Origin of the sequence: Nocardioides luteus (assembly GCF_015752315.1) — a bacterium.
Classification (GTDB): Bacteria; Actinomycetota; Actinomycetes; order Propionibacteriales; family Nocardioidaceae; genus Nocardioides.
Window position 1 is genome coordinate 4,340,105 of sequence record NZ_JADOVJ010000001.1, and the last position, 21,998, is coordinate 4,362,102.

Annotated in this window: 20 protein-coding genes; 7 read left to right on the forward strand and 13 right to left on the reverse strand. The window is 72.1% G+C overall.

Features of this window, described 5'->3' with window-relative positions:
* Positions 1-3: 3 nt before the first annotated feature.
* Complete coding sequence (locus tag HD557_RS20845; protein ID WP_307785673.1) at positions 4-1,302, reverse strand: glycosyltransferase family 4 protein; 1,299 nt, start codon at positions 1,300-1,302, stop codon at positions 4-6.
* Between the two features lie 153 nt (positions 1,303-1,455).
* Between HD557_RS20845 and HD557_RS20850 the strand changes: the two genes are divergently transcribed.
* A complete protein-coding gene (locus HD557_RS20850) occupies positions 1,456-2,874 on the forward strand; it encodes an AMP-binding protein (RefSeq protein WP_196875305.1) in 1,419 nt (472 codons plus the stop codon).
* Between the two features lie 3 nt (positions 2,875-2,877).
* Here the strand turns inward: HD557_RS20850 and HD557_RS20855 are convergent, their stop codons facing one another.
* The 4 genes from HD557_RS20855 to HD557_RS20870 are packed head-to-tail and all read right to left on the reverse strand — an operon-like array spanning position 2,878 to position 6,177.
* The gene (locus HD557_RS20855) at positions 2,878-3,144 is read right to left on the reverse strand and encodes an acyl carrier protein (protein ID WP_008363602.1); all 267 of its coding nucleotides are present in this window, start codon (positions 3,142-3,144) and stop codon (positions 2,878-2,880) included.
* Between the two features lie 33 nt (positions 3,145-3,177).
* The gene (locus HD557_RS20860; RefSeq protein WP_008363601.1) at positions 3,178-4,371 is read right to left on the reverse strand and encodes a pyridoxal-dependent decarboxylase, exosortase A system-associated; all 1,194 of its coding nucleotides are present in this window, start codon (positions 4,369-4,371) and stop codon (positions 3,178-3,180) included.
* A gap of 1 nt (position 4,372) precedes the next feature.
* Entirely contained in the window at positions 4,373-5,224 is an 852-nt protein-coding gene (locus HD557_RS20865; protein WP_196875306.1) for a hypothetical protein, read from the reverse strand.
* Positions 5,221-6,177, reverse strand: coding sequence for a glycosyltransferase family 2 protein (locus HD557_RS20870; RefSeq protein ID WP_008363599.1), 957 nt, complete (start codon positions 6,175-6,177; stop codon positions 5,221-5,223). The genes HD557_RS20865 and HD557_RS20870 overlap by 4 nt, the downstream gene beginning before the upstream one ends.
* Before the next feature lie 122 nt (positions 6,178-6,299).
* On the opposite strand from HD557_RS20870, the gene HD557_RS20875 reads away from it, so the two are divergent.
* The 3 genes from HD557_RS20875 (at position 6,300) to HD557_RS20885 (ending at position 9,887) form a co-directional block, all read left to right on the forward strand.
* Entirely contained in the window at positions 6,300-6,965 is a 666-nt protein-coding gene (locus HD557_RS20875; protein WP_040757308.1) for a polysaccharide deacetylase family protein, read from the forward strand.
* 124 nt (positions 6,966-7,089) lie between these two features.
* Complete coding sequence (locus tag HD557_RS20880; RefSeq protein ID WP_050801026.1) at positions 7,090-8,151, forward strand: hypothetical protein; 1,062 nt, start codon at positions 7,090-7,092, stop codon at positions 8,149-8,151.
* A gap of 113 nt (positions 8,152-8,264) precedes the next feature.
* Positions 8,265-9,887 (forward strand): DUF4082 domain-containing protein, encoded by a 1,623-nt coding sequence (locus tag HD557_RS20885; RefSeq protein WP_008363595.1) that lies wholly within the window; start codon positions 8,265-8,267, stop codon positions 9,885-9,887.
* A gap of 10 nt (positions 9,888-9,897) precedes the next feature.
* Here the strand turns inward: HD557_RS20885 and HD557_RS20890 are convergent, their stop codons facing one another.
* Both HD557_RS20890 and HD557_RS20895 read right to left on the reverse strand, forming a co-directional pair.
* Entirely contained in the window at positions 9,898-11,235 is a 1,338-nt protein-coding gene (locus HD557_RS20890; RefSeq protein WP_008363593.1) for an O-antigen ligase family protein, read from the reverse strand.
* A 10-nt stretch (positions 11,236-11,245) separates the two neighbouring features.
* A complete protein-coding gene (locus tag HD557_RS20895; protein WP_196875307.1) occupies positions 11,246-11,977 on the reverse strand; it encodes a hypothetical protein in 732 nt (243 codons plus the stop codon).
* Between the two features lie 120 nt (positions 11,978-12,097).
* Here HD557_RS20895 and HD557_RS20900 point away from each other — a divergent pair, with 120 nt between their 5' ends.
* From HD557_RS20900 to HD557_RS20910, 3 genes are read left to right on the forward strand one after another with little or no spacing between them, the layout of a single operon-like run.
* Entirely contained in the window at positions 12,098-12,772 is a 675-nt protein-coding gene (locus HD557_RS20900; RefSeq protein WP_008363589.1) for a hypothetical protein, read from the forward strand.
* Positions 12,765-14,231, forward strand: a complete 1,467-nt coding sequence (locus HD557_RS20905) for an oligosaccharide flippase family protein (RefSeq protein ID WP_008363587.1) — start codon at positions 12,765-12,767, stop codon at positions 14,229-14,231. Before HD557_RS20900 ends, HD557_RS20905 begins: the two co-directional genes overlap by 8 nt.
* Complete coding sequence (locus tag HD557_RS20910; protein WP_196875308.1) at positions 14,224-15,786, forward strand: hypothetical protein; 1,563 nt, start codon at positions 14,224-14,226, stop codon at positions 15,784-15,786. The genes HD557_RS20905 and HD557_RS20910 overlap by 8 nt, the downstream gene beginning before the upstream one ends.
* Positions 15,787-15,807: 21 nt before the next feature.
* On the opposite strand, the gene HD557_RS20915 is transcribed toward HD557_RS20910, so the two are convergent.
* From HD557_RS20915 to HD557_RS20940, 6 genes are read right to left on the reverse strand one after another with little or no spacing between them, the layout of a single operon-like run.
* The gene (locus HD557_RS20915; protein WP_196875309.1) at positions 15,808-16,974 is read right to left on the reverse strand and encodes a glycosyltransferase; all 1,167 of its coding nucleotides are present in this window, start codon (positions 16,972-16,974) and stop codon (positions 15,808-15,810) included.
* A gap of 1 nt (position 16,975) precedes the next feature.
* Complete coding sequence (locus HD557_RS20920) at positions 16,976-18,085, reverse strand: DegT/DnrJ/EryC1/StrS family aminotransferase (protein ID WP_008363579.1); 1,110 nt, start codon at positions 18,083-18,085, stop codon at positions 16,976-16,978.
* Positions 18,082-18,750 carry a DapH/DapD/GlmU-related protein gene (locus HD557_RS20925; RefSeq protein ID WP_196875310.1) on the reverse strand — a complete coding sequence of 223 codons (669 nt, stop codon included), beginning with the start codon at positions 18,748-18,750 and terminating at the stop codon, positions 18,082-18,084. The genes HD557_RS20920 and HD557_RS20925 overlap by 4 nt, the downstream gene beginning before the upstream one ends.
* Positions 18,747-19,898 carry a DegT/DnrJ/EryC1/StrS family aminotransferase gene (locus HD557_RS20930; RefSeq protein ID WP_196875311.1) on the reverse strand — a complete coding sequence of 384 codons (1,152 nt, stop codon included), beginning with the start codon at positions 19,896-19,898 and terminating at the stop codon, positions 18,747-18,749. Before HD557_RS20930 ends, HD557_RS20925 begins: the two co-directional genes overlap by 4 nt.
* Positions 19,895-20,899, reverse strand: coding sequence for an NAD-dependent epimerase/dehydratase family protein (locus HD557_RS20935; protein ID WP_196875312.1), 1,005 nt, complete (start codon positions 20,897-20,899; stop codon positions 19,895-19,897). Before HD557_RS20935 ends, HD557_RS20930 begins: the two co-directional genes overlap by 4 nt.
* Positions 20,896-21,966, reverse strand: coding sequence for a Gfo/Idh/MocA family protein (locus tag HD557_RS20940; protein ID WP_196875313.1), 1,071 nt, complete (start codon positions 21,964-21,966; stop codon positions 20,896-20,898). Before HD557_RS20940 ends, HD557_RS20935 begins: the two co-directional genes overlap by 4 nt.
* Positions 21,967-21,998: the final 32 nt, after the last annotated feature.

Here is a 21,998-nt window from a genome sequence, read left to right on the forward strand (position 1 = left end):
GGGTTACGTCGCCGCAGGTCCTCGGGTCAGCACGAACTCCCGGAGCGCGTCCGGGTCGTCCAGATCGACGTACTCGAACCCCTCGACCGCCGCCGGCGCCTCCCCGATCGCGCACATGGAATCGTAGACCTGCACGTACGCCGCCGACTGCGGCCCCCAGTCGAGCACCTTCGCCGCCCGTTCCCGTGCCCGCAACGCCAGCTCGACGCGTAGCTCGGGGTCGTCCAGGAGCGACTCGACGGCATCGGTGAACGCCGTGACGTCCCCGGACGGGACGAAGAGCGCGGCGTCCTCGGCAGAGACCCGCGTCTCGACCAGGTCGAAGGAGACGGAGGGCAGGGCGTAGGCCATGTACTCCATCGTCTTGTTCATCGTCGAGACGTCGTTGAGCGGCGTCTTCAGGTCGGGGCAGAGGCCGACGGCGGCGGCGCTGAGGTGCTGGGCGATCAGCGCGGAGCCGGCCCGCCCGGTGAAGGTGACGACATCGTCGAGGCCCAGCTCGGTGCAACGGCGCTGGAGGTCCTCGAGGCAGTCACCGAAACCCATCAGCACGGCATCGACATCGGTGCGGCCGCGCCGGTGGACGAGCTCCGCCATCACCTCCAGCACCGTGTCGACACCGTCCTGAGGACCCATGATCCCGAGGTAGGCCAGGGTGTGGCGACGACCCGTGGGAGCGGGGTCGTGGGGCCGGATCGGGCGCATCACCGAGGTGTCGGGTCCGCTGCGGACCACGGTCACGTCCGCCGGGTCCATCCCGCCGCGGGTGATCGCGACCTTCCGGTAGGACTCGTTGGTCGAGATGACCTGGTCGGCGGTGGCGTACGTCTGCTTCTCGAGCCAGCGCAGCGCGGCCAGCTGGGCACGGCCGGAGAGCGAGGTCGGGGTGCCGAACCTGGAGAGGAAGAGCTCGGGGTTTAGGTCGTGCTGGTCGAAGACGAAGCGGACGCCGCGGCGCTTCCAGATGCGGGCCAGGAGCCAGTAGGTGTCGGGCGGGTTGCACGCCTGCATGATCGTGAACGGGCGGTCGCGCCAGACCTTGTTGGCCAGCAGTGCCGTGCGGATCCAGCAGTAGACGAACTCGAGCAGGTAGCCGAGCACGCCGCGGGCCTGCGGCGCGGCCCGGTACTTGTAGATGCGTACGCCGCCCAGCTGCTGGCGCCCCGGGTCGCCGGGGCCCTTCGGGCAGATCACGCTGACCTCGTAGCCGCGCGCGACCAGCGCCTGGCACTCCAACCAGACCCGTCGGTCCAGCGGCACGGGGAGGTTCTGAACGATGATCAGCACGTGCGTCTTTGCCACGCCATGTCTCTGCTGGGCTGCGTTGACCATACGAGCAGCGTTGAGGAGTGCGGAGACCCGCTCGCCGGGGACACCCGGCATATCCCCGAATCCGGGGATCGTGATCGGTGACCCGGGTGCCGAGGCGCTCCGCGGCTCCTAGCGTCGCGTGCTGTGAACCCGCTGGCCGAGCGCATCCTCTCCGCACGCACGCGACCTCGTTCGGAGTCCGTGATCGCCGATCGGCGCACCTCGGTCGGCGCGGACGGGCTGTTCGAGGCGGCCGAGGAGCTGCGGCTCGCGCTCGTCACGGCCGCCGGTGTGCCGCGGCCGCTGGTCGCCGTCGCGCTGCCGCTCTCCACCGATGCGGTCGTCGCGCTCGTGGCCGCGATCCTCGGTGACCTCTCGGTCTGCTTCGTGGACCCCTCGGCGCCCGAGGAGCACCGCCGGTCCCTCGTCCAGGCGCTCCACCCCGACGTCGTCCTCGACCGGTCGGGGATCCGGACGGTCGCCTCGTCGGCGTCGGCAGAGCCCCGAGAGGCCGGGTACGTCGCGATGTCCTCCGGCTCCACCGGCGGCGGCCCCAAGGGGGTGGTGTCGGCCTGGGCCGGGATCGATGCCTTCGTCCCGCACGGAGCGGCCGCGCTCGACCTCGACGCCTCCTCGGCGTGGGCCGAGGTCTCGCACCTCTCCTACGACCTGGCGATGACCAACCTGCTGGTCGCCCTGGCCGCCGGCGCCTCCCTGCACCTCTCCTCGTCGCTGGGTGACCGGCTCCGGCCGCTCGGCTTCTGCACCCGCGTCGAGGCGACGCACCTGCGCCTGGCTCCCCGGTTCATCGACCTCGCGGCGGCCGAACGGGTCGACGCGGCCCCGCGGAGCCTGCGGGTGTGGGGCTCCGGCGGCGACCGGCTCTCCGCCGCCGACGCGCAGCGCGTCTTCGACCTCGGGGTCGCGACGGTCGTCAACACGTACGGCACCAGCGAGACGATCGGGTTCGCCAGCGCCGCCCGGTTCGATGCCGGCGGCGAGCTGCCGACGGTCCACGGAGCGCTCGGCATCGGGCACGGGGCGGTCGGGGCGTGGCGTACGTCGTTGTCGGGTGACGGCGACGACGGGGCGCCCGCCGAGGGGATGCTCGCCATCGAGTCGCCCCACCTGCCCGGCGGCTATCTCTTCGGCGCCCCGAACGGCGAGTATCCGCGCTGGGACACCGCGGAGCGGGTGCTCACCGGCGATCTCGGCGTGCGCCGCGGCGAGGACCTCTTCTGCTTGGGCCGCGCGGGGCGCCGGGTCAAGCGCAGCGCCAGCTTCGTCGACCTGGACGCCCTCGACGCCGAGGTGAAGCAGACCTTCGGCCTGGCCACCTTCACCGCCGCCACCCCCGCCGGGGACCTGGTCAGCCTCGTCGAGGGCCCGGCCGCCCAGCTCGACGACCTCCGTCGTGGTCTCCCGACGGTCCTGCGCCCGGACTCGGTGCCGGACGTGCTCGTCCCCGTCGCCCAGCTCCCCCGCCTCGGCAACGGGAAGATCGACCAGGCCGCGGCTCAGGCGCTGGCCGAGGGCGGGATGCTCACCGAGTCACCTCGGTGAGCATCAACCCAGCTGCGCGCCCACGTACTCGGCCAGCGACCCGACGGACTCGAACACCTCGGCGTTGATGTCGTCCTCGTCCATCTCGAAGCCGAAGCGGTCCTCGAGGACGGTGATCAGCTCGACCAGGGCGAGCGAGTCGAGCTCGGGCAGGGAGCCGAACAGCAGCGTGTCGGCGGTGAGCGTGCCGGCGCTGTGGTCGGGGCCGATCACGTCGGTGATCGCCTCACCGACCCGGTCGAGGGTCGCTTCGGTGGTGTCGATGGTCATGAGCAGGACTCCTTGGGTTCAGGGTTCAGGGGTTCAGACGAGCACTTCGAGCGGCGCCGGGTGGCTCAGGAACGCGGTGGGGCTGGCGGTGAGGCCGTACGCCCCGGCCTGGTGGACCACGACCAGGTCGCCCACCTCGGCCCGCGGCAGGCTCACCTTGTCGCCGAGCAGGTCCAGCGGCGTGCACAGGCAGCCGACGACCTGAACGGTCTCCTCCTCGCCTTCGCGGGCCGCCGCGACGGAGATCGGGTAGTTGCGGCGGATGACCTGCCCGAAGTTGCCGGAGGCGGCGAGCTGGTGGTGCATGCCACCGTCGACGACGAGGAAGGTCTTGCCGCGGGAGATCTTGCGGTCGACGACCCGCGTCACGTAGACCCCCGCCTCGCCGACCAGATAGCGGCCGAGCTCGATCACGACCTGCGCGGACGGCAGCGAGGGACGTACGCGACGGGCGAGCAGCTCCTCGAGCCGCGAGCCGACCAGATCGAGGTCGAGAGGACGATCCTGGGCGTAGTAGGGGATCCCGAAGCCGCCGCCGATGTTGAGATAGGTCATCGCCGCAGGAAGGTCGTCGGCCAGCCGCAGCACGAGGTCGACGGTGCTCTCCTGGGCCGACGCCAGGATCTCGGCGTGCAGGTTCTGGGAGCCGGAGAAGACGTGGAAGCCGGCCACCTCGACGTCGCGGTCGTGCAGCGTCTTGAGCAGCAGCGGCACGGTCTCGGCGTCGACCCCGAACTGCTGGGCGCCGCCGCCCATCCGCATCCCGGAGCCCTTGACCTCGAAGTCCGGGTTGACCCGCACCGCGACCCGCGGCCGAAGACCGAGCCGCTCGGCGGCCTCGACCAGGCGGTCGGCCTCGAGCGGCGACTCGATCTCGACGAGCACCCCGGCCGCGACCGCCTGCGTCAGCTCGGCGACCGACTTCCCCGGTCCTGCGAAGCTCACGGAGCCCGGAGCGATCCCGGTGTCGAGCGCCACCCGCATCTCGGCCCCCGAGGCGACATCGAGGGCGTCGACGGTCCGGGCGAGGTGCTGGACCACCGCCGGCATCGGGTTGGCCTTGACCGCATAGCTCAGGTGCACGTCCTCGGGGAGCGCGGACCGCAGCGAGGCGACCCGGGCGTCGATCGCGGCCCGGTCGTAGGCGAAGAACGGTGTCGACCCGACCCGCTCCGCCAGCAGCCGCACCGGTACGCCTCCCACGGCCGGTCTCCCGACGTACGTCATCTCACCACTCCAGACATGTCAGCTCGCTGTACAGGTAGTCGACCCGAGCCGGGTCGAGGGCGTCGCTGCGCAGCATCTTCGGCCGCGACCGCGACAGCCGGTGCGACCCGGCGGGAGCACCTCCGGCGACCCGGTGCTCGATCAGGGTCGCCGCAGCGCCGTGCTGCCGCAGCAGGTGCGTGGCCAGCCGCGGCGCGTGCCGCCGGAGCAGCTCGGGGTTGCTCGCGTAGAGGACCGAGGCGAAGGCGCGTACGCCCTTGCGGGTGTCCTTGCGGGCCACCACGTAGCAGTGCTCGGAGCCGGTGCTCAGCACCACGTGCCGGGCCGCCGCCGCGGCACGGTGGTCGGCATAGAGGTCCCGCTCCTCGCCCTGCAGGACCGAGTCCAGCACGTCGGGACGACTGCTCACCCGCACCCCGCGCCCCGGCAGCGCCACCGCCGGGACCAGCGAGGTGGTCGTGTCTAGGTCGGTGAACTTGAGCTTCCGGTTGAGCGCGACGACGTTGCCCGAGGGCGAGAAGTCGGTGAACTCGTAGCCGGGCTGCTTGAGCAGCGTGGTCAGCAGCCGCAGCCCCTGGTGGCGGTGGCTGTCGAGCACGCACCAGGCGCCCAGGTTGCAGATCTGGAGCTTCTCGGCACCGACCGTGCGCTCGGAGTAGTAGGCGAGATAGGCCCCGACCACCCGGTCCCCCTCGGCGAGGAAGAACCCGTGGTTGGGCTGGGGTACGTCCCACGGCACCCGCAGCGCCTGGGTCCACTCCAGCTCCCGCACGCGCGGGTTCAGCTCCTGGTGCAGGAATGTGGAGACGGCCGGAAGGTCCTCGGCCGTGATCGGGGCGAGCACGGCCTTCATGCGCTCGCCACCCACTCGGGGCCACGCGGGGCGCTCATCCGCCGGGGGCTGACCAGGGTGCGGACCGCACGTCGCGAGGTCTGCTTCCCCAGCAGTGCGCGACTGCACTCGCGGGCCAGCACCATCAGCCAGTACGCCGCCCCCTGGACCCGCCCCCGACGGGCCGTGAAGAGCCGCACCCGGTTGGCGACCAACAGCGCCCACAGCCCGGGCGAGGTGGTGGACTCGCCGCCGAGGTGCACGGCGCGGGCGGCGGGGACGTAGCGCACCCGGAAGCCCCGGTCGCGGGCACGCAGGTGGAACTCGGTCTCCTCGGAGTAGAGGAAGTAGGACTCGTCCCAGGGCCCGCACGCCCGCCAGCACGCCGCGCTGATCAGCTGGGTGGAGCCCTCGGCCCAGTCGGTGTCCTGGGCTCGCTCGTACTCGGCCGGCGAGGCCACGATCTCGCCCGCCCACCGCACGCGGCCGGCGCGGTTGGCGCCCACCACGGCATCGGCGAAGGCCCGGACCAGGTTCGGTGCACCGCGCATCGACTCGATCAGCCGGCCCTCGGCATCGACCAGGTGCGGAACGGCGACGCCGACACCGGGGTGTTTGCCAGCGGGCAGAGCGAGCTCGCGCGCCAGCTCCACGCCACAGCCGGGCTCGAGGCGTACGTCCGGGTTGAGCACCAGCACCGCGTCGAGGCCAGGCTCTTCGGCGAAGGCAGCGGCGACACCGGCGTTGATCCCGGCGGCGTAGCCGCCGTTGCGCCCGGTCTCGACGACGGTCGCCTCCGGCGCGAGGCGGCGGGCGACCGCCACGGTGTCGTCGGCCGAGGCGTTGTCGGCGACCACCAGCCGCCACCCGAGACCGGCGAGCCCGCCCGGCAGGGAGGCGACGAGATCGGCCAGCAGGTGAGCGCTGTTGTAGGTCACCACCACGACGGCGATGGTGCGGATCCGGTGCGACACGTCATGAGTCTCGACGGCGCCGACCCCCAACCGAGCGGCCTCCCGAGCGCAGATCCCCCGTATGAGGTAGGCCTTCGCACCGGGCGACCGGACGCGTCCTCCGGATCCTTACCGTGAAGAACATGCCCGTCCACGTGACCAACATCTGCTTCCACGGCATCGGCGAGCCCGAGCGCGAGCTGGAGCCGGGCGAGGACCGCTACTGGATCGGCCAGGACGCCTACGAGGACATCCTCGACGCCGTGGCCGGCCGCCCCGACGTGCGGATCAGCTTCGACGACGGCAACCACTCCGACGTCGCCCTCGGGCTGCCGGGTCTGCTCAACCGCGGCCTGACCGCCACCTTCTTCGTCCTGGCCGGGCGCCTGGGCCTGCCGGGGAGCGTCGACCGCCTCGACATCCGTCTCCTCCGGGTGGCGGGCATGCGGATCGGCACCCACGGCATGGACCACGTCAGCTGGCGCGGCCTCGACGCCGCGGGCGTACGCCGCGAGCTGATCGAGGCCCGCGAGCAGATCACCATGGCGGCCGGTGAGGTCGTCGAGGAGGCGGCGCTCCCGCTGGGCCGCTACGACCGCACCACGCTGCGTCACCTGCGCCGCCTCGGCTACCAGCACGTCTACACCAGCGACCGCGCCCACGCGGTGGCCGGAGCCTGGCTGCAGCCGAGGTTCAGCATCACCGCGAGCGACGACGGTGCCAGCGTACGCAGCCAGATCCTGAACGGGCAGGGCATCGCCCGGCGGATGGAACGCCAGGCAGCGGGTCTCGTCAAGAGGCTGCGCTGAGACGAGGAGCCGGCCCGTTGCGAAGTAACCAGTTTGAAGGATGCTCTCGGCCCCCGGGTCGGGCAGGGTCGAGCAGGCAGTGCCGAAGAATGATGGCCATCGAGACGCGAACGGGTGCAAACACATGCCAACCAAGCCAGGCCGGCGCCGGCGGATCGCGGTCGTAGCGGGCCTGGCCCTGCTGCTGGCCGCCACGACCTGGTTCCTGTGGCCCAACTCCGCCCAGGTGCGCAAGGTCGGCTCCGACTCGCTGCCGACGGTCCCGCCACCGGCGAGCGCGACCCCCTCCCCCACACCTTTGGCCAGTCCCAGCCCCACGGCCTCGTCGACCCCACCGACGCCGACCCCCACACCGTCGGCCACCCCGGAGCGTACGAAGCCCACGACCGCCGCCGCACCGCCGGCCAAGGGGTTCCCGACGCGCGAGTCGGCGGGGCTGCCCGGCGGCTGGAAGCCGAAGCGCACGGTGACCGGTGACTTCTGGGTCCGGCACCGCGGCGCGGTCGTGGAGGACCTGCGGATCACCAACGGGGTCATCTACGTCACCGCACCCGGTGTCACCCTGCGCCGTATCGAGGCGATCGCCTCGGTCGTGGTCAACGACTACAACGGCGTGTGCAACGCCGGCCTGCGGATCGAGGACTCCGACTTCGTCCGGAGCAGCGCCCCGACGACGGAGGAGGCCTGGCCGGCGGTCTCGGCCGGCGGCTACACGGTGCGCAACGTCGTGATCGACGGGGTGCCCGAGGGGCTGCGCGCCTCCAACAAGGAGCGCTGCGGCGGCGTCAAGATCCACGACTCCTTCGTCCGCGTCACCTCCCCGGACGTGTGCAGCGACTGGCACGGCGACGGCCTGCAGGGCTACGGCGGCGGCAAGGTCACGGTGCGGCGTACGGTGATGATCCTGGACGTCAAGAACAACTGCCACGGCACCGCCCCGTTCTTCAACCCCGCAGGTCAGGGCAACGACGCGGTCGACATCGACGGCCTGGTCGTGGCCGGGGGCGGCTACCCGTTCCGCAACGGCATGCCGGGGCCGGTCCGCGGCCTCTACGTCGTCGACCAGAGCTGGGTCTACAACCCGCTCGACGTGGACTGCTCGGTGGTCACCGAGTGGAGCGCGGCCGTCGTCACCATGGACTCGGCCGGCCAGCCCGTGCCGATCCGCGACCTACCCTGCGAGTGACCTCCAAGCCCTCGAAACCGGCCATATATACCGAGTTTTGGGGGTGCCTGTTCGGCAAGGTTCAAACGTAGTGTCGATGCCGTTGCCGGTATCCCATACGAACAGGTGCATTCATGCCCTCGCACAGCATGCCCCCGAGCACGCATCGACGACGGATCGACCGACCTCCCCACGACTCCCGCAGGACCACCCGGTGGCGACGTACCGCCGTCGTCAGCGTCCTGGTCACCCTCATCACCGGGGGTGCGCTCTGGACGTTCGGACCGGCGACCGCTCACCCGGAGACGGTCAGCCTTCTCCCCGACGACGCGGTCCCGACGGTGCTGACGGATCCCGACTCCCGGCCGGTCGAGCTCGGACTGCGGTTCCGGACCTCCCGGCCCGTCGAGGCGGTCGCGGTCCAGGTCTACCTGGGCCCGCACAACCACGGCCCGCACCCGGCGACCCTGTGGTCGGAAGGCGGCGTCCCGCTCGCCCGCGTCCAGGTCGGCGGCGCCGCCGGGGAGGGCCTGAGGGTCGCCGAGCTCGACCGGCCGATCCGTCTCGAGCCCGGCCGCTCCTACGTCGTCTCGTACACCGCACCCCGGGGCCATTACTCGACCGACGAGTACTTCTTCGACCGTTCGATCAGCAACGGTCCGCTGTCGGCCGGCACGAACGCGGGCGTCTACACCTACGAGCCGGGTGAGTTCCCGCGCTCGACGTACCGGGCCACCAACTACCAGGTCGACGTCGTCGTGCGGCCGACCGGCTCTGACGAGGAGCCGACGACCTCACCGTCGCCGTCCAGCAGCCCGACGGCGTCCAGCGCACCTCCCACCCTGAGCCCCGGCCCCTCGACGAGCGCCGGCCCGACCGCTCCGGCGAGCACGCCGAGAGCCCCGTCGGCCTCCCCGAGCTCCCCGAGCAGCACTCCGACGACCGCCGCCCCCTCGCCGACCTCCGCCCCTCCCTCAGGTGGCTTCCCGACCCGCGCCTCGGCCGGGCTTCCGGACGGCTGGCAGCCGAAGCGGTCGGTGACCGGGACGTACACGATCAACACACCGGGTGCCGTCGTCGAGGACCTGCGCGTCACGAACGGGACGATCAACGTCACCGCCAGGAACGTGACCCTGCGGCGGGTGCAGGCGGTCGGCTCGGTGATCGCCAACTACACCAGCGCCACCTGCGCGACCGGTCTCGTGATCGAGGACTCCGAGATCGTCCGCGGCGCGGCCCCGACGACGGACGAAGCCTGGCCGGCGGTCACCTCGGGCGGCTACACGGCCCGCAACGTCCTCATCGACGGCGTTCCGGAGGGCTTCCGGGCCCAGGGGAGGTCGGCGTGCGGCGGCGTCGGGATCTACGACTCCTACGTACGTGTCGTCTCCCCCGACGTCTGCACCGACTGGCACGGCGACGGCATCCAGGGCTACGGCGGCGGTGCGCTCACCGTCCGGAAGACGGTGATCGACTTCGTCGACACCAACAACTGCGGCGGCACCGCCCCGTTCTTCTACCCCGACCAGGACAACACCTCCGTCGACATCGACGGCCTGGTCGTGAGCGGCGGCGGCTACCCGTTCCGGCTCGGCACGCCGGGCAGCGTGAGGAACCTGTACGTGGTCGACCGGAGCTGGGTCTTCGGGCCGCTCGACGTCCGGTGCAGCCTGATCACCCAGTGGCAGGCGGCGACCGCGACGCTGAACTCCGCCGGCCAGCCGGTCGTGGTGCGCAACCTGCCCTGCACGACCTGAGCCGGGCGGGTCACCCCGGTCGTACGCTCTGCGACACCTCGCCCCGGGCACCGGTGCGCACCTCGGTGCGCACCTCGGTGCGCTCCGGTGGCGCCGTGAGCACCAGCCGGGTGACCGCGCTCCCCAGCCCGAGCACCAGGAAGATGGTGCCCATCGTCATCGGGAAGGCGAACGCGTCGAAGAAGGCCAGACCGGCGAAGCCGGCGGCCGCGGCACCGATGAGCGAGATGACCAGGTCACGCGTCTTCGGGTCCTCGCAGGCGCGATAGACCCGGGCGAGCTGGATGAACGTCGCGATCACGAACGCCGCGAACAGGAGCACGCCGACGATCCCGATGCTCACCATCATCTGCAGGTACTGGTTGTCGAAGATGCGGTACTTCGGCAGGAACGTCCCCAGCCCCCGCCCGAAGAACGGGTTGCGGTCGACGAAGAACCAGGCCACCCCGTAGCTGTCGGTGCGCGAGGTGACGCTGGGGTCCTGCTCGGCGCCGACGAACATGCCGGTCACCGAGTTGATGATCCGCGGCGCGGCCAGGAACACCAGCGACAGACCGCCGACCGCCAGCCCCAGCACCAGCCCGCGCTGCTTGCGCGACCAGCCGATCATGCAGACCATCACCGCGATGGCCGCACCGAGGTAGGCCGACCGGCTCGAGGAGGCCGCGATGACCATGCAGATCAGCATGACCGGGGCCCAGCGTACGAGCGGGTTGAGGTTGCGGTGGTGGAAGCCGACGTGGAGCGCGACCGGCAGCAGCATGCCCATGAGCGTGCCGTATTCGATCGGGCTCAGGGCCGTCCCGGCAGGACGTACGAGGCCGTTGCGCATCGCCAGCTCGACGGTCGTCATCGGGGTCAGGACCGGGATCGAGATCCGGTCGACGAAGACCTGCCGGGCAAAGAACTGGGCCAGGCCGAGGACCGCGAGGAAGCTGCCGCCCACGACCAGCCGCCACACCAGCACGTGGACCCTGGCGATGCTCGGGATGGCGTCGCCGGCCAGCAGCAGCGTGCCCACCCAGGAGACCATCGCCAGGATCGCGACGTCGGCCGGGCTCACCTCGTCGCGGCTGATCGGGCGCGACATCGCGATGACGTAGGTGATCCCGACGCTGAACAGGAACAGGCCCAGCATCAGCCGCATCGGCTGCCGGGGCCGGTTCTCCGGCAGCGGCCGCCCGATGCTCAGCAGCACCCAGATCGCGAAGCTGCCCAGGCCCATCAGCATCGAGACCGATCCGGCGCTGCCCAGCGGCCGGAAGACCAGCCACGAGGGGATCACGAAGACGGCGAACGTGTAGAGGCTCAGCCACGTCACCGCATCGACACCACGGCGTACGGCCATCGTTCCGGCCTCAGCCGTGGAGGCGCTGGACGACGTGGTCGTCGCGGTCGAGCCGGTCGTCCTGGTCGGCCCGTTCGTCCAGGTCGGGGTCGTCGTCGACGACGTCCTGGGCGGCCAGCGACGCGGCCCGCTCCTCGCGAGCCAGCCGGCGGCGCAGCGCGATCCCGTCGATCGCATAGATCAGCACCGCGGTCATCGCGATACCGAGCACGACCGCCATGATCCGGGCCCGCAGCGGCCCGCTGCCGTCGATCGCCGCCGTCTCGTCCAGCGCGAGCGGTCGCGAGCGCAGCCGGGCGTTGCCCTTCGCGTTGACCTCGTCCTGGAGCCGGCCGAGCGTCTCCGGGATCGAGTCGGCGACGAAGTTGAGCGCCTCGATGGCGTTGGCCTCGCTGTCGGCACTGACGTCGATCGCGATCACCGGCCCCCGCGTCGACTCCTCCATCGAGACCGTGACCGCGGCGCCCGGGGTGACCTCCGCGATCGCCTCCTGCGCGGGCGCGCTGGTGTAGTAGGCGACCACGACCCGGGCCGGCAGGTCGAGCCCGCCGAGCCCCAGGAACGGGTTGCCACCGGGGCCGACCGCGTTCTTCGAGGGAAGCATCAGGACCAGGCCACGGGCGGTGTAGGACGGCGCCACGAAGGCCGATGCGCTCCAGCCGAGCACACCGGTCAGCAGGATGCCGACCACCGCGAGATACCAGCGCCGCCGGATCGCACCGACGAACTCCGACAACACCATGGCCACGAACGTACCCATCGTCGGGCGGCCCGAGCAGACCTCGCCGGGGTCCTACCCGATTTGGGCGATGACCCCGCTGACCTGCACGGACCTCGCCCCACCCGACCTAGCGTTCGGAGCATGGCGCTGTGGGACCTGCTGCGGGCGATGGTCCGGCGATGGCCGTTCGTCGTGGTCGGCGCGATCATCACGCTCGCCGTCGCCAACTACGCCGGCCAGGACCGGAGCATCTACTGGACGCGTACGGACCTGGTCTTCCTGGCTCCGAAGAACGCGCAGTACCCGAACGCGCTGCGGGCGACCTCCGAGGACCTGGTGATCACCGCCGGCGTGGTCGGCAAGCTCGTCACCGGCACCCGGCAGGTCCCGAAGTTCACGGCCACCGACGCGGGGCTGATCGGGATGGGCGTACGCGACGGCTGGACCGTCCGGCTGCCCGACACCGGCGGCCAGTGGGCGCCCAACTACGTCGACCAGTGGCTGATCATCGAGGTCGTCGGCCCCGACCCGGAGACCGTCCGGACCCGTAAGGAGCAGCTGGTCGAGGAGATGGCGGCCGCGCTGGACCGGGTGCAGGACGAGTACAAGGTGGCCCGCGCCTTCCGGATGACCACCAAGGAGGCGCCCGGCTCGACCGTCGTCTACCCCGTCGGTGGCAGCTCGCGGCGGGCCTTCGTCGTCTCCGGGATGCTCGGCGCCGCCGCGACCCTCTACCTGGTCGTACGCATCGACCCGATCCTGCTGCGGCGCCGCGAGCGCCGCGCCGAGACCCTCACGGAGCCCGACGTTGTCTGACGCCCGCCCGCACACCGCGCTCGCCTGGAGCATCGCGAACACCGCCGTGACAAAGCTCGGCACGATGGTCGTCGGCATCCTCGTCGCCCGGCTGCTCGGGCCGGAGAGCTACGGCACCTACGCCGTCGCCTTCCTCGCCCTGATGGCCGTGCTCAGCTTCAACGAGCTCGGGGTGAGCCTCGCGGTGGTGCGCTGGAAGGACGACCCGCGCGAGATCGCGCCGACGGTCACCACCATCTCGGTCGTCGCGAGCGTGCTCATCGCCGCCGGGATGGTGATCGGTGCCGGCCCCTACGCGCGAGCGATGGGCGAGCCGGACGCGGCCGTGCTGGTGGCTCTCTTCGCCGTCCCGGTGGTGCTCAGCGGGATCACCGCGACCCCCGCGGCGCTGCTGCAGCGCAACCTGATGCAGGGCAAGCGGATGCTCATCGACCAGATGGCCACCCTCGTCGCGGTGCCAGTCATGCTCGGCCTGGCGCTGGCCGGCGCGGGCCCGTTCTCGCTGGTCCTCGGGCATCTCCTGGGCGTGTGCGTGACCACCGTGATGTTCCTGCGGATGTCGCCGCTGCCGTGGCGCCTGGGGCTCTCCCGGTCGCACGCGGTCGCGCTGCTCCGCTTCGGCACGCCGCTCGCGGTGACCAGCATCCTGGTCTTCGCGGTGGGGTTCGCCGACCAGATCGTCATCGGCAGCGCGCTCGGCGCGACCGCGCTCGGGTTCTACGTGGTCGCCTTCAACCTCTCCAGCTGGCCGGTCACCATGCTGTCGCGGCCGTTGCGGCAGGTCACGCCGGTGATCTTCGCCCGGCTGCAGCGCGACCCCGAGGGGATGCAGCACGCCTTCTCCCGGCTCTCCGCGCTGGTGCTGACCGTGACGCTCCCGGGCTGCTCGGCGCTGGCCGCGCTGGCACCGGAGGTGATCCGGCTGGTCTACGGTCAGGTCTGGCTGGCGGCCGCGGCACCGCTCCTCTGGCTCGGCGCGCTGGCCGTGCTGCGGATCTCCTTCGAGCTCGCCTACGACTTCCTGGTCATCGCCGGCTCGACGCGCAGCCTGATGACGATCCAGATCGTCTGGCTGGTCGCGCTGGTGCCCGCGCTGCTGGCCGGGGCGGCCTGGGCCGGCGTGGGCGGGGTCGGTCTGGCCGCGTTCGCGGTCGGGCTCGTCGTCATCCTGCCGCTGCACCTCTTCTACCTCGCCCGGGCCGGGGTCGGGCTCGCCGGCCTCGCCGCCGGTGCCGCCCTGCCCGCCCTCGGCGCTGTCGCCGTCTGGGCGGCGGCGTTCGGGCTGCGGGCCGCACAGCCGTCGGTCTGGGTGACCTGCGTGGTCACCGGCCTGGTGCTCGCCGCCGTGTGGGCGGTGCTGCTGCGCCGACGCCGCGAGGACGTCCGCTGGTTCCGCTCCGGAGCCGGCTCCCCCACCGAGACCCCCACCGATCCCCGGAGCGAGGACGTGCATGTCTGACCGTCTCGACGACAACCACGCCACCCTGGAGGAGATGTACGCAGCCGCAGCAGCCGCCGGGAAGCGACGGCCGCAGCGCGCGGCCGCCCTGGCCCAGGCCGCGGCGGAGTTCGCCTGGGGCAACCACACCGGCTGGTTCGCGTACGAACCTCTCGAGCTGCTGCTGAGCGACCTCGGCGGCTCACTGCCCTCAGCGTCGTCGCCGGTCCGCGGGCCGCGCACGCTGCACGTCGTCACGCAGATGTACCAGAGCGGCGGCCACACCCAGATCATCGCCGGCTGGACCGACCAGCTCGCCGACCGCTCCCACGAGATCGTCGCCACCCGGCACATGACCTCGCCGGTGCCGGCCAAGATCCTCTCCCGGCTCGGGGACCGGGTCGGCCTGACCATGCTCGACACCGCGCCGGGGTCGCTGCTGCACCGCGCCGCGCGGCTGCGCGCGCTGGCCTCGACCGCCGATCTGGTGGTCTCCCACTGCCATCCCTTCGACGTCGTCCCCGCACTGGCGTTCGCCGACCGCCGCGGCCTGCCCCCGGTGGTCTACATCGACAACACCGACCACGTCTTCTGGGTCGGCGTGCGGGCCTACGACCGCATCGTCCACCTGCGCCGCAGCGGCCAGGATCTCGCCCTGCACCGCCGTGGCCTGCCGATGGCGCGGTCCTTGGTGCGCAACCGCCCGCTGGCCGTCCGGGGGCGGACCAAGAGGCGCGAGACGGCGAAGCCGCAGTGGCGCGTACCGGCCTCCGACGTGCTGGTCGTGACAGCGGCCGACGCGAGCAAGTTCAAGGGCGGCGACACCTACCTCGCGGCCGTCGAGGCCGCCGTGGCCGCCGAGCCCCGGCTGCAGTGGCGGGTCGCAGGTCCGGACCCGGAGTCGGAGCCGTGGGCGGGGCTGGCACGGCGTACGTCAGGGCGGATCCAGGCGGTCGGCATGCTGTCCGACGTGGCCCCGCTCCACCACGCCGCCGACGCCTACCTCGACTCCTTCCCGTTCGCCGGGCTCACCTCGCTGCTCGAGTCGGGCGGCCTCGCCAACCCGGTGGTGACCTTCCGCGGGCACCGGCCCGAGTGCGCGGTGTGGGGCTCCGACTCCCCCGGGATCGACCACCTGATGCTGCGGCCGAAGACCCCCGACCAGCTGCGCGACACCCTCATCGACCTCGTCCGCCGCCCGCGCGAGCGGGTCACCCGCGGCACCGCCACCGCCCAGGCGATCCTCGAGTGCCACACCGGCCCCGGCTGGGTCGCCGACGCCGAGTCGCTCTACCGGATGTCGCAACGGCTCGACGACGACCTGCTCGCGCCCGTCCGCGGCCGCGGCCACCTCGACCTGCTCACCGTCTCCGTCCAGGCGACCAACCCGTTCAGCCGTACCTCCGCCGACATCACCGCCGGTCTCCTCGGCGCGATGCCCCTCACCGACCGGATCTCGATGTGGCGCCAGACCCGCCGCGGCGGCGCCGGCCGCGTCCGCGACCTCGCCCCCGAGTGGGCCGCTGCGGCGGTGCGGTCGCGGTTGCGGCGCCGGCGTGACGTGATACCCGGCTGACCGGGTAACCCTGCCCCGAGCTCACCCCACGAAGAACGCCCGGTTGCGCGGCCGGCTCCACAGCGACGCGAGCACGGCAGGCTCGACGCCGACGAGGAGCCACAGGCCGGTGTCACGGGCGAGGCCGACGACGTAGGGCGCGGTCGTGGTGGCGGCGAGGGGGGCGATCTCCTCGGACCGCAGGCCGGAGACGAGCAGGAGCTCGCCGGGGGCGGTGGCGGCAACGGCGGCGACGACACCGGGCCAGCGGAGGGTGGCGGCGGAGAAGGGGATGCCGTTGCGCTCGAGGCCCTCGGCCTCACCGACGGTGCCGTCGCGGGAGGGGTCGACGACGCGGATCGAGGAGCTGCCGGCGAGGCGGGCGACGTCGTCGACGAGCAGCCGGATGTCGGCGAGCACCACCTGGCCACGAGCGGGCCGGGAGACCCGGCGGAGCGAGCGCGTCACCCGGCGGGCGCGGACCGACTCCCCCAGGAACCGACGCGCGCCACGGGCGCGCCGGACCGGCCAGGACGTGGCGCCGTGCTCACCGCCGACGATCCCGCAGGTCGTACGCACCGGCGCCAGGCCCGCGTAGGTGTGGCCGACGCTGCGGTGGGCGACGTCGAGGCGGGCGAGGTTGGTGGTCATGCTGTTGTGGGTCAGCGGGATGTCGACGGCGGCGGCACGACGGCCGGAGGCGCGCATCCGGAGGCAGTACTCGACGGCGTACGCGTGCCAGGCCAGGTCGGGCGACTCCGAGAGCGGCTCGCGCAGCACCTGGGACCGGGTGACCATGAAGAGCACCTCGTCGAGCGAGTCGACGTCGACCGGGATCGAGGTCGAGCGGCCGAGCGGGACGACCCGGTCGCGCATCGCGCCGATGACCTCGCCGCGGTGGCTGACGCCGACAGCGCCCAGCACCCCGATCGCCGGGTCGGCGAGGAGAGTCGCGGCGGCGGCCTCGAGCGCGGGCAGCGAGTGCAGGTAGACGTCCTGGTGGACGAAGACGACGACCTCGTTGCGTGCCATCCGGGCGCCGTGGTTCAGCGCCGCGCCGGCGCTCGCGAAGTCGCCCGAGACGTTGTCGACGGGGATCACCTCGGTCTGCCGCGATGCGTCCGGGCCGGCCTTGACCGAGGCCTCCAGACACGACTCCAGCACCGCCGGGTCGTTGTAGACGCAGACGATCGATACCGGTGTACGCACCTCACCCATGCCTCACCGCCGCGGTGAGCACGTCGGCGACGTACTCCTGCTGTTCCGGGCTCAGGTGCGGGAACATCGGCAGCGACAGGATCGTGCCCGCCGCCCGCTCCGCGACTGGGAAGGAGCCCTCGCCGAACCCCAGCGAGGCGTACGCAGCCGTCAGATGCACCGGGAACGGATAGTGGATCCCGGCGCCGATCCCGGCGTCCAGCAGCGCCGACAGCACCCGGTCGCGGTCGGCGATCCGGACGACGTAGAGGTGCCAGACGTCGACGTTGCCCGGTGCGGACTCGGGCAGGCGGATGCCGGGGATGCCGTCGAGGAGACGGTGGTAGCGGTCGGCCGCCTGCCGGCGCAGCTCGTTCCACTTCTCCAGGCGGGCCAGCTTGGCGGAGAGCACGACGGCCTGGACGGTGTCGAGGCGGGAGTTCATCCCGGCGACCTCGTGGACGTACTTGGTCTCCGAGCCGTGCGCCGAGAGCAGCCGGACCATCCGGGCGATCTCCGGGTCGGAGGTCGTCACGGCACCCGCGTCGCCGGCGGCGCCGAGGTTCTTGCCGGGGTAGAAGCTGGTCGCGGCGACGGTGGTGAGCGAGCCGGCCGGACGGCCGTGGCGCCGGGCGCCCTGGGACTGCGCGGCGTCCTCGATCACCGCGATCCCCGCGGCCTCGGCGAGCGGGAGCAGCTGCTCAACGAACGCGGTCTGCCCGAACAGGTGCACCGGCGCGATCGCCTGCGTGCGTGGCGTGATCGCCCGCTCGACCGCGACCGGGTCGATCAGCAGGTGCGACTCGTCGACGTCGACCGGGACCGGCACGGCGCCGATCCGGGTGGCCGCCTCGGCGGTCGCGATGAAGGTGTTCGCGGGCACGATCACCTCCCCGCCGGGCCGCACGCCGACGGCTCGCATGGCCAGCTCGAGCGCGTCGGTCCCGTTGCCGACGCCGACGCAGTGGTCGACGCCGACGTAGGCCGCGTAGGCGTTCTCGAAGGCGGTCACCTCGGGCCCGCCCACGAAGGCGGTGCGCTCGAAGACGCGGTCCAGCCCGAGGCGTACCTCGTCCTCTATCTCCGACTGCTGCGCCCCGAGGTCGACGAACGGCACCTTCACCAGATCAGCTCCTGACGTGAATTGAGACTGCGGGCGGGCACTCCGGCCCAGGTCTCCCCGGCGGGCAGGTCGTTGAGCAGGACCGCTCCCATGCCGAGGACGGAGTCGGCTCCGACGGTGGTGCGCTGACGCACCGAGGAGCTCATCCCGAGATAGGCGGCTTCGCCGATCACGACCTCGCCGCCGAGGGTGACCCCGGCGCAGAGGGTGGCGTAGTCGCCGACGATGTCGTCGTGGGTGAGGACGACGTTGGGCATCACCACGACATGGCGCCCGACGCGTACGCCGGCGGTCAGCACGACCCCGGCGAGCAGCACGGTCCCGGCGCCGAGCTCGCAGCCCGTCGGCACGGACGCCGAGGGGTGGACGACGGTCGCGTAGCGCTCCGGTGCGACCCCGTAGCCGCTCAGCCGCTCGGCGAGGCGACGACGCGTCGCGCCCGCCCCGGCACAGAGCACCAGGTCGGCACCGCAGTCGGCGACGACCTCGATGGGGCCGATCACCTTGGCCCCGCCGGCACCGTCGACGGAGCCGATCACCTCGCCCCAGCGCTCGCGGTTGTCGTCGACGGCGACGATCTCGTCGTAGCGGAACTCGTTGGACGCGGCCGCCGCGGCGACCTCGCCCGCCAACCCGCTCGCGGCGACGAGAACGAGCGCGGTCATCGACGTTCCCCCCGGAGTACGTCGATGACCCGCGCCTGCTCCGAGTCCGATATCTGGTGGAACAGCGGCAGGATGAGGGTGGTGTCGGTGAGGTGCTCGGTGACCGGGAGGCTGACCCCCGAGGAGGCGTACGCAGGCTGCCGGTGCGCCGCCATGATCCCGCGCCGCGCGGAGATCCCGGCCTCGGCCAGGGCGCTGAGCAGCCCCTCGCGGTCCAGCCCGTACGCCGAGCCGCGTTGTATCGAGCTTGTCGAGATGACCTCGATCCAGAACGACTGGAAGTTGCAGGTCCCCCAGGCCGGGTCCGCGACCGCGCGCAGCCCCTCGATCTCGGCGACCGCCTTCGCGTAGACCGCGGCGAGCTCACGGCGGCGGGCGACCACCTCCGGCAGCCGGGAGAGCTGCACCAGGCCGACCGCGGCCTGCAGGTCGGTCATCCGGAAGTTGAAGCCGACCTCGTCGTAGGACTCCGGCGGCGAGACCAGGCTGGCGTGGCGATCGGCGGCCGAGACGCTCATCGCGTGCTCGCGCAGCTTCCGTGCCCGCGCGGCCCAGTCCTCCCGTGAGGTGGTGAGCATCCCGCCCTCGCCGGTGGTGAGGATCTTGCGCGGGTGGAAGGACCAGGCCGCGATCTCGGCGCCGGCGCCGACCGGGCGGCCGCGGTAGGTCGAACCGGCCCCGCAGGCAGCGTCCTCGATCACCACGATGCCGAGCGGGTCGCAGACCTCCCGGATCCCGTCCAGGTCGACGGGCACCCCGCCCTGGTCGACGACGATCACCGCCGTGGTCCGTGGCGTGAGCGCCTCCCGAACGGTCTCCGCGGTGAGGTTCCCGGTCACCGCCGAGACGTCGGCGAAGACCGGCCGCGCACCGAGGTAGACCGCCGCGTTGGCGGTCGCGATGAAGGAGAAGGACGGGACGACGACGTCGTCCCCGGGACGTACTCCGGCGACCACCAGCGCCAGCTGGAGCGCCGTGGTGCAGCTCGAGGTGGCGACGGCGTGATCGGCCTGCTGCGAGGCCGCGAAGCGTCGCTCGAACTCCGCCACACGCGGCCCCTGGGCGACCCAGCCGGAGCGGAGCACCTCGGTGACCGCGGCGATCTCCTCCTCGCCCAACCAGGGCTGCATCACGTTGATCCGACTCACGACGGACCGCCCTGCAGAGCCCGCCCGGCCGCGATCTCGGAGCGCAGCGGTCGCCACCACTCAACCAGCTGCCGCAGCCCCTCCTCGAGCCCGATCGTGGGCGTCCAGCCCAGGTCCTCACGGGCCGCGGAGATCGAGGCGAGCCGGCGGGTGACCCCGTTGACCGCACGCTCGGGCCCGTGCTCGACCTGCAGGCCGGAGGCGCCCATCACCCGCAGCAGCGCCTCGGCCAGCTCGAGCAGCGAGGTCTCGGTGCCGGAGGCGATGTTGTAGACGCCCTCGGTCACGTCGGAGGCGGCCGCGAGGATGTTGGCGCGGGCGATGTCGGGGACGCAGACGAAGTCCATCGTCTGGCGGCCGTCGCCGAAGATCAGCGGTGGCTGGCCGTCGGCGATCCGCTCCATCCAGCGCACCAGCACCTCGGTGTAGGCGCCGTGCACGTCCATCCGCGGCCCGTAGACGTTGAAGTAGCGCAGCCCGACGTAGTCGAGCCCGTACATCGCCCGAAAGGACCGCACCAGCCCCTCGTTGTAGGACTTCGCGGCGCCGTAGAGGGTGTCGTTGTTGTTGTGGTGGTGACCCTCGGGCGTCGGGAACTCCTCGGCCAGGCCGAAGACCGAGGCGGAGGACGCGTAGACCAGCTTCGAGACGCCTGCGGAGACCGCGGCCTCGACGACGTTGAAGGTGCCGTCGACCAGCACCTCGTTGGCCAGCCGCGGCTCCTCGGCGCACAGCGTGATCCGGATGGCGGCCTGGTGGAAGACCAGGTCCTTGCCCGCGGTGAGGTCGCCGACGAGGTCGCGGTCGCGGATGTCGCCCTCGACGAGCGTGACCCGGCCGGAGGCGAGCGCGTCGTCGAGGTTGGCCTTGCGGCCCCGGATCAGGTTGTCGAGGACGTCGACGTGCGCGACCCCCTCGTCGAGGAGCTGGTCCACGATGGTGGAGGCGATCGTGCCCGCACCTCCGGTGACCAGGACGTTCGCACCGTGCAGAGAAGTCATCGGATCAGCTCCAGGGAAGGGGTCTCGGCGGCCACCTCGACGAGGGCGCCACGGGCTCGGAGGCTGGTCTGGGCCGCCTCCAGGACGGAGAGGACACGGAGCCCGGCGGCCCCGTCGGTGACCGGCGCACGCCCGCCCCGGATCGCCTCGGCGAACTCGCCGACCATCCGGGAGAGCGCCTCGTACTCGGGCAGTGCCGGCGCCCAGGTGTCACCCAGGCGGTAGGAGATGGTGGCTGCGGCGCGGTCGGCGATGTCCACGCTCTGCTGGACCAGGTCGACGCCCCGGTCGAAGACGCTGAGCCGCTGCTGCGGGTTGAGGTCGTCCCAGACCAACGTACGCCGGCTCCCGCCGATCACCATCTGCCTGATCTTGGTGGGGCTGAGCCAGTTGACGTGGACGTGGGCCATCGCCCCGCCCTCCAGAGGCAGGGTGAGATAGCCGACGCACGCCTTCCCGGCACCCAGCGGGTCGGAGCCCTGGGCGGCCACCCCGGTCGGGCGCAGCCCACCCGGCAGGACGAAGTCGAGGATCGAGAGGTCGTGCGGGGCCAGGTCCCAGAAGACGTCGACGTCGGGCTGCACCAGGCCGAGGTTGATCCGCACCGAGTCGACGAACAGGATCTCGCCGAGAGACCCGTCCTCGACCAGCTCGCGGATCTTCTGCACGACCGGCGTGTAGCAGTAGGTGTGGTCGGCCATCAGCACGAGACCGTTGGCCCGCGCGGCCTCGACCATGCTCCGTCCCGACTCCACGTCGTCGGCCAGCGGCTTCTCGACCAGCACGTGCTTCCCGGCACGCAGCGCCCGCTCCACCAGCCCTCGGTGCGTCCGGGCCGGGGTGGCGATCGCGACCGCGTCCACGTCCTCGCGTGCGAGCACCTCGTCGAGGTCGGTCGTGGCCAGCACGTCGGAGCCGCCCCCGATCACCTCCTGGGCCCGCTCGAGGTCCAGGTCGACCACCGCGACCAGCGACCAGTCCCGTGCGTTCCGGAAGTTGCGGACCAGGTTCGGTCCCCAATAACCAGCCCCGACCACTGCCACGCCGAGCGGTTCCCCATCAGTCATGTCGACCATGAAATCGGCGTGGGGCGAGGCTC

Excerpts from the sequence above, each read along its gene's own strand:
- HD557_RS20855 (WP_008363602.1), bottom strand. The coding sequence starts at position 3,144 with ATGACCATCGACACCACCGAAGCGACCCTCGACCGGGTCGGTGAGGCG.
- HD557_RS20860 (WP_008363601.1), bottom strand. The coding sequence starts at position 4,371 with ATGACGTACGTCGGGAGACCGGCCGTGGGAGGCGTACCGGTGCGGCTG.
- HD557_RS20865 (WP_196875306.1), bottom strand. The coding sequence starts at position 5,224 with ATGAAGGCCGTGCTCGCCCCGATCACGGCCGAGGACCTTCCGGCCGTC.
- HD557_RS20875 (WP_040757308.1), top strand. The coding sequence starts at position 6,300 with ATGCCCGTCCACGTGACCAACATCTGCTTCCACGGCATCGGCGAGCCC.
- HD557_RS20880 (WP_050801026.1), top strand. The coding sequence starts at position 7,090 with ATGCCAACCAAGCCAGGCCGGCGCCGGCGGATCGCGGTCGTAGCGGGC.
- HD557_RS20885 (WP_008363595.1), top strand. The coding sequence starts at position 8,265 with ATGCCCTCGCACAGCATGCCCCCGAGCACGCATCGACGACGGATCGAC.
- HD557_RS20890 (WP_008363593.1), bottom strand. The coding sequence starts at position 11,235 with ATGGCCGTACGCCGTGGTGTCGATGCGGTGACGTGGCTGAGCCTCTAC.
- HD557_RS20895 (WP_196875307.1), bottom strand. The coding sequence starts at position 11,977 with ATGGTGTTGTCGGAGTTCGTCGGTGCGATCCGGCGGCGCTGGTATCTC.
- HD557_RS20900 (WP_008363589.1), top strand. The coding sequence starts at position 12,098 with ATGGCGCTGTGGGACCTGCTGCGGGCGATGGTCCGGCGATGGCCGTTC.
- HD557_RS20910 (WP_196875308.1), top strand. The coding sequence starts at position 14,224 with ATGTCTGACCGTCTCGACGACAACCACGCCACCCTGGAGGAGATGTAC.
- HD557_RS20925 (WP_196875310.1), bottom strand. The coding sequence starts at position 18,750 with ATGACCGCGCTCGTTCTCGTCGCCGCGAGCGGGTTGGCGGGCGAGGTC.
- HD557_RS20935 (WP_196875312.1), bottom strand. The coding sequence starts at position 20,899 with ATGACTTCTCTGCACGGTGCGAACGTCCTGGTCACCGGAGGTGCGGGC.
- HD557_RS20940 (WP_196875313.1), bottom strand. The coding sequence starts at position 21,966 with ATGACTGATGGGGAACCGCTCGGCGTGGCAGTGGTCGGGGCTGGTTAT.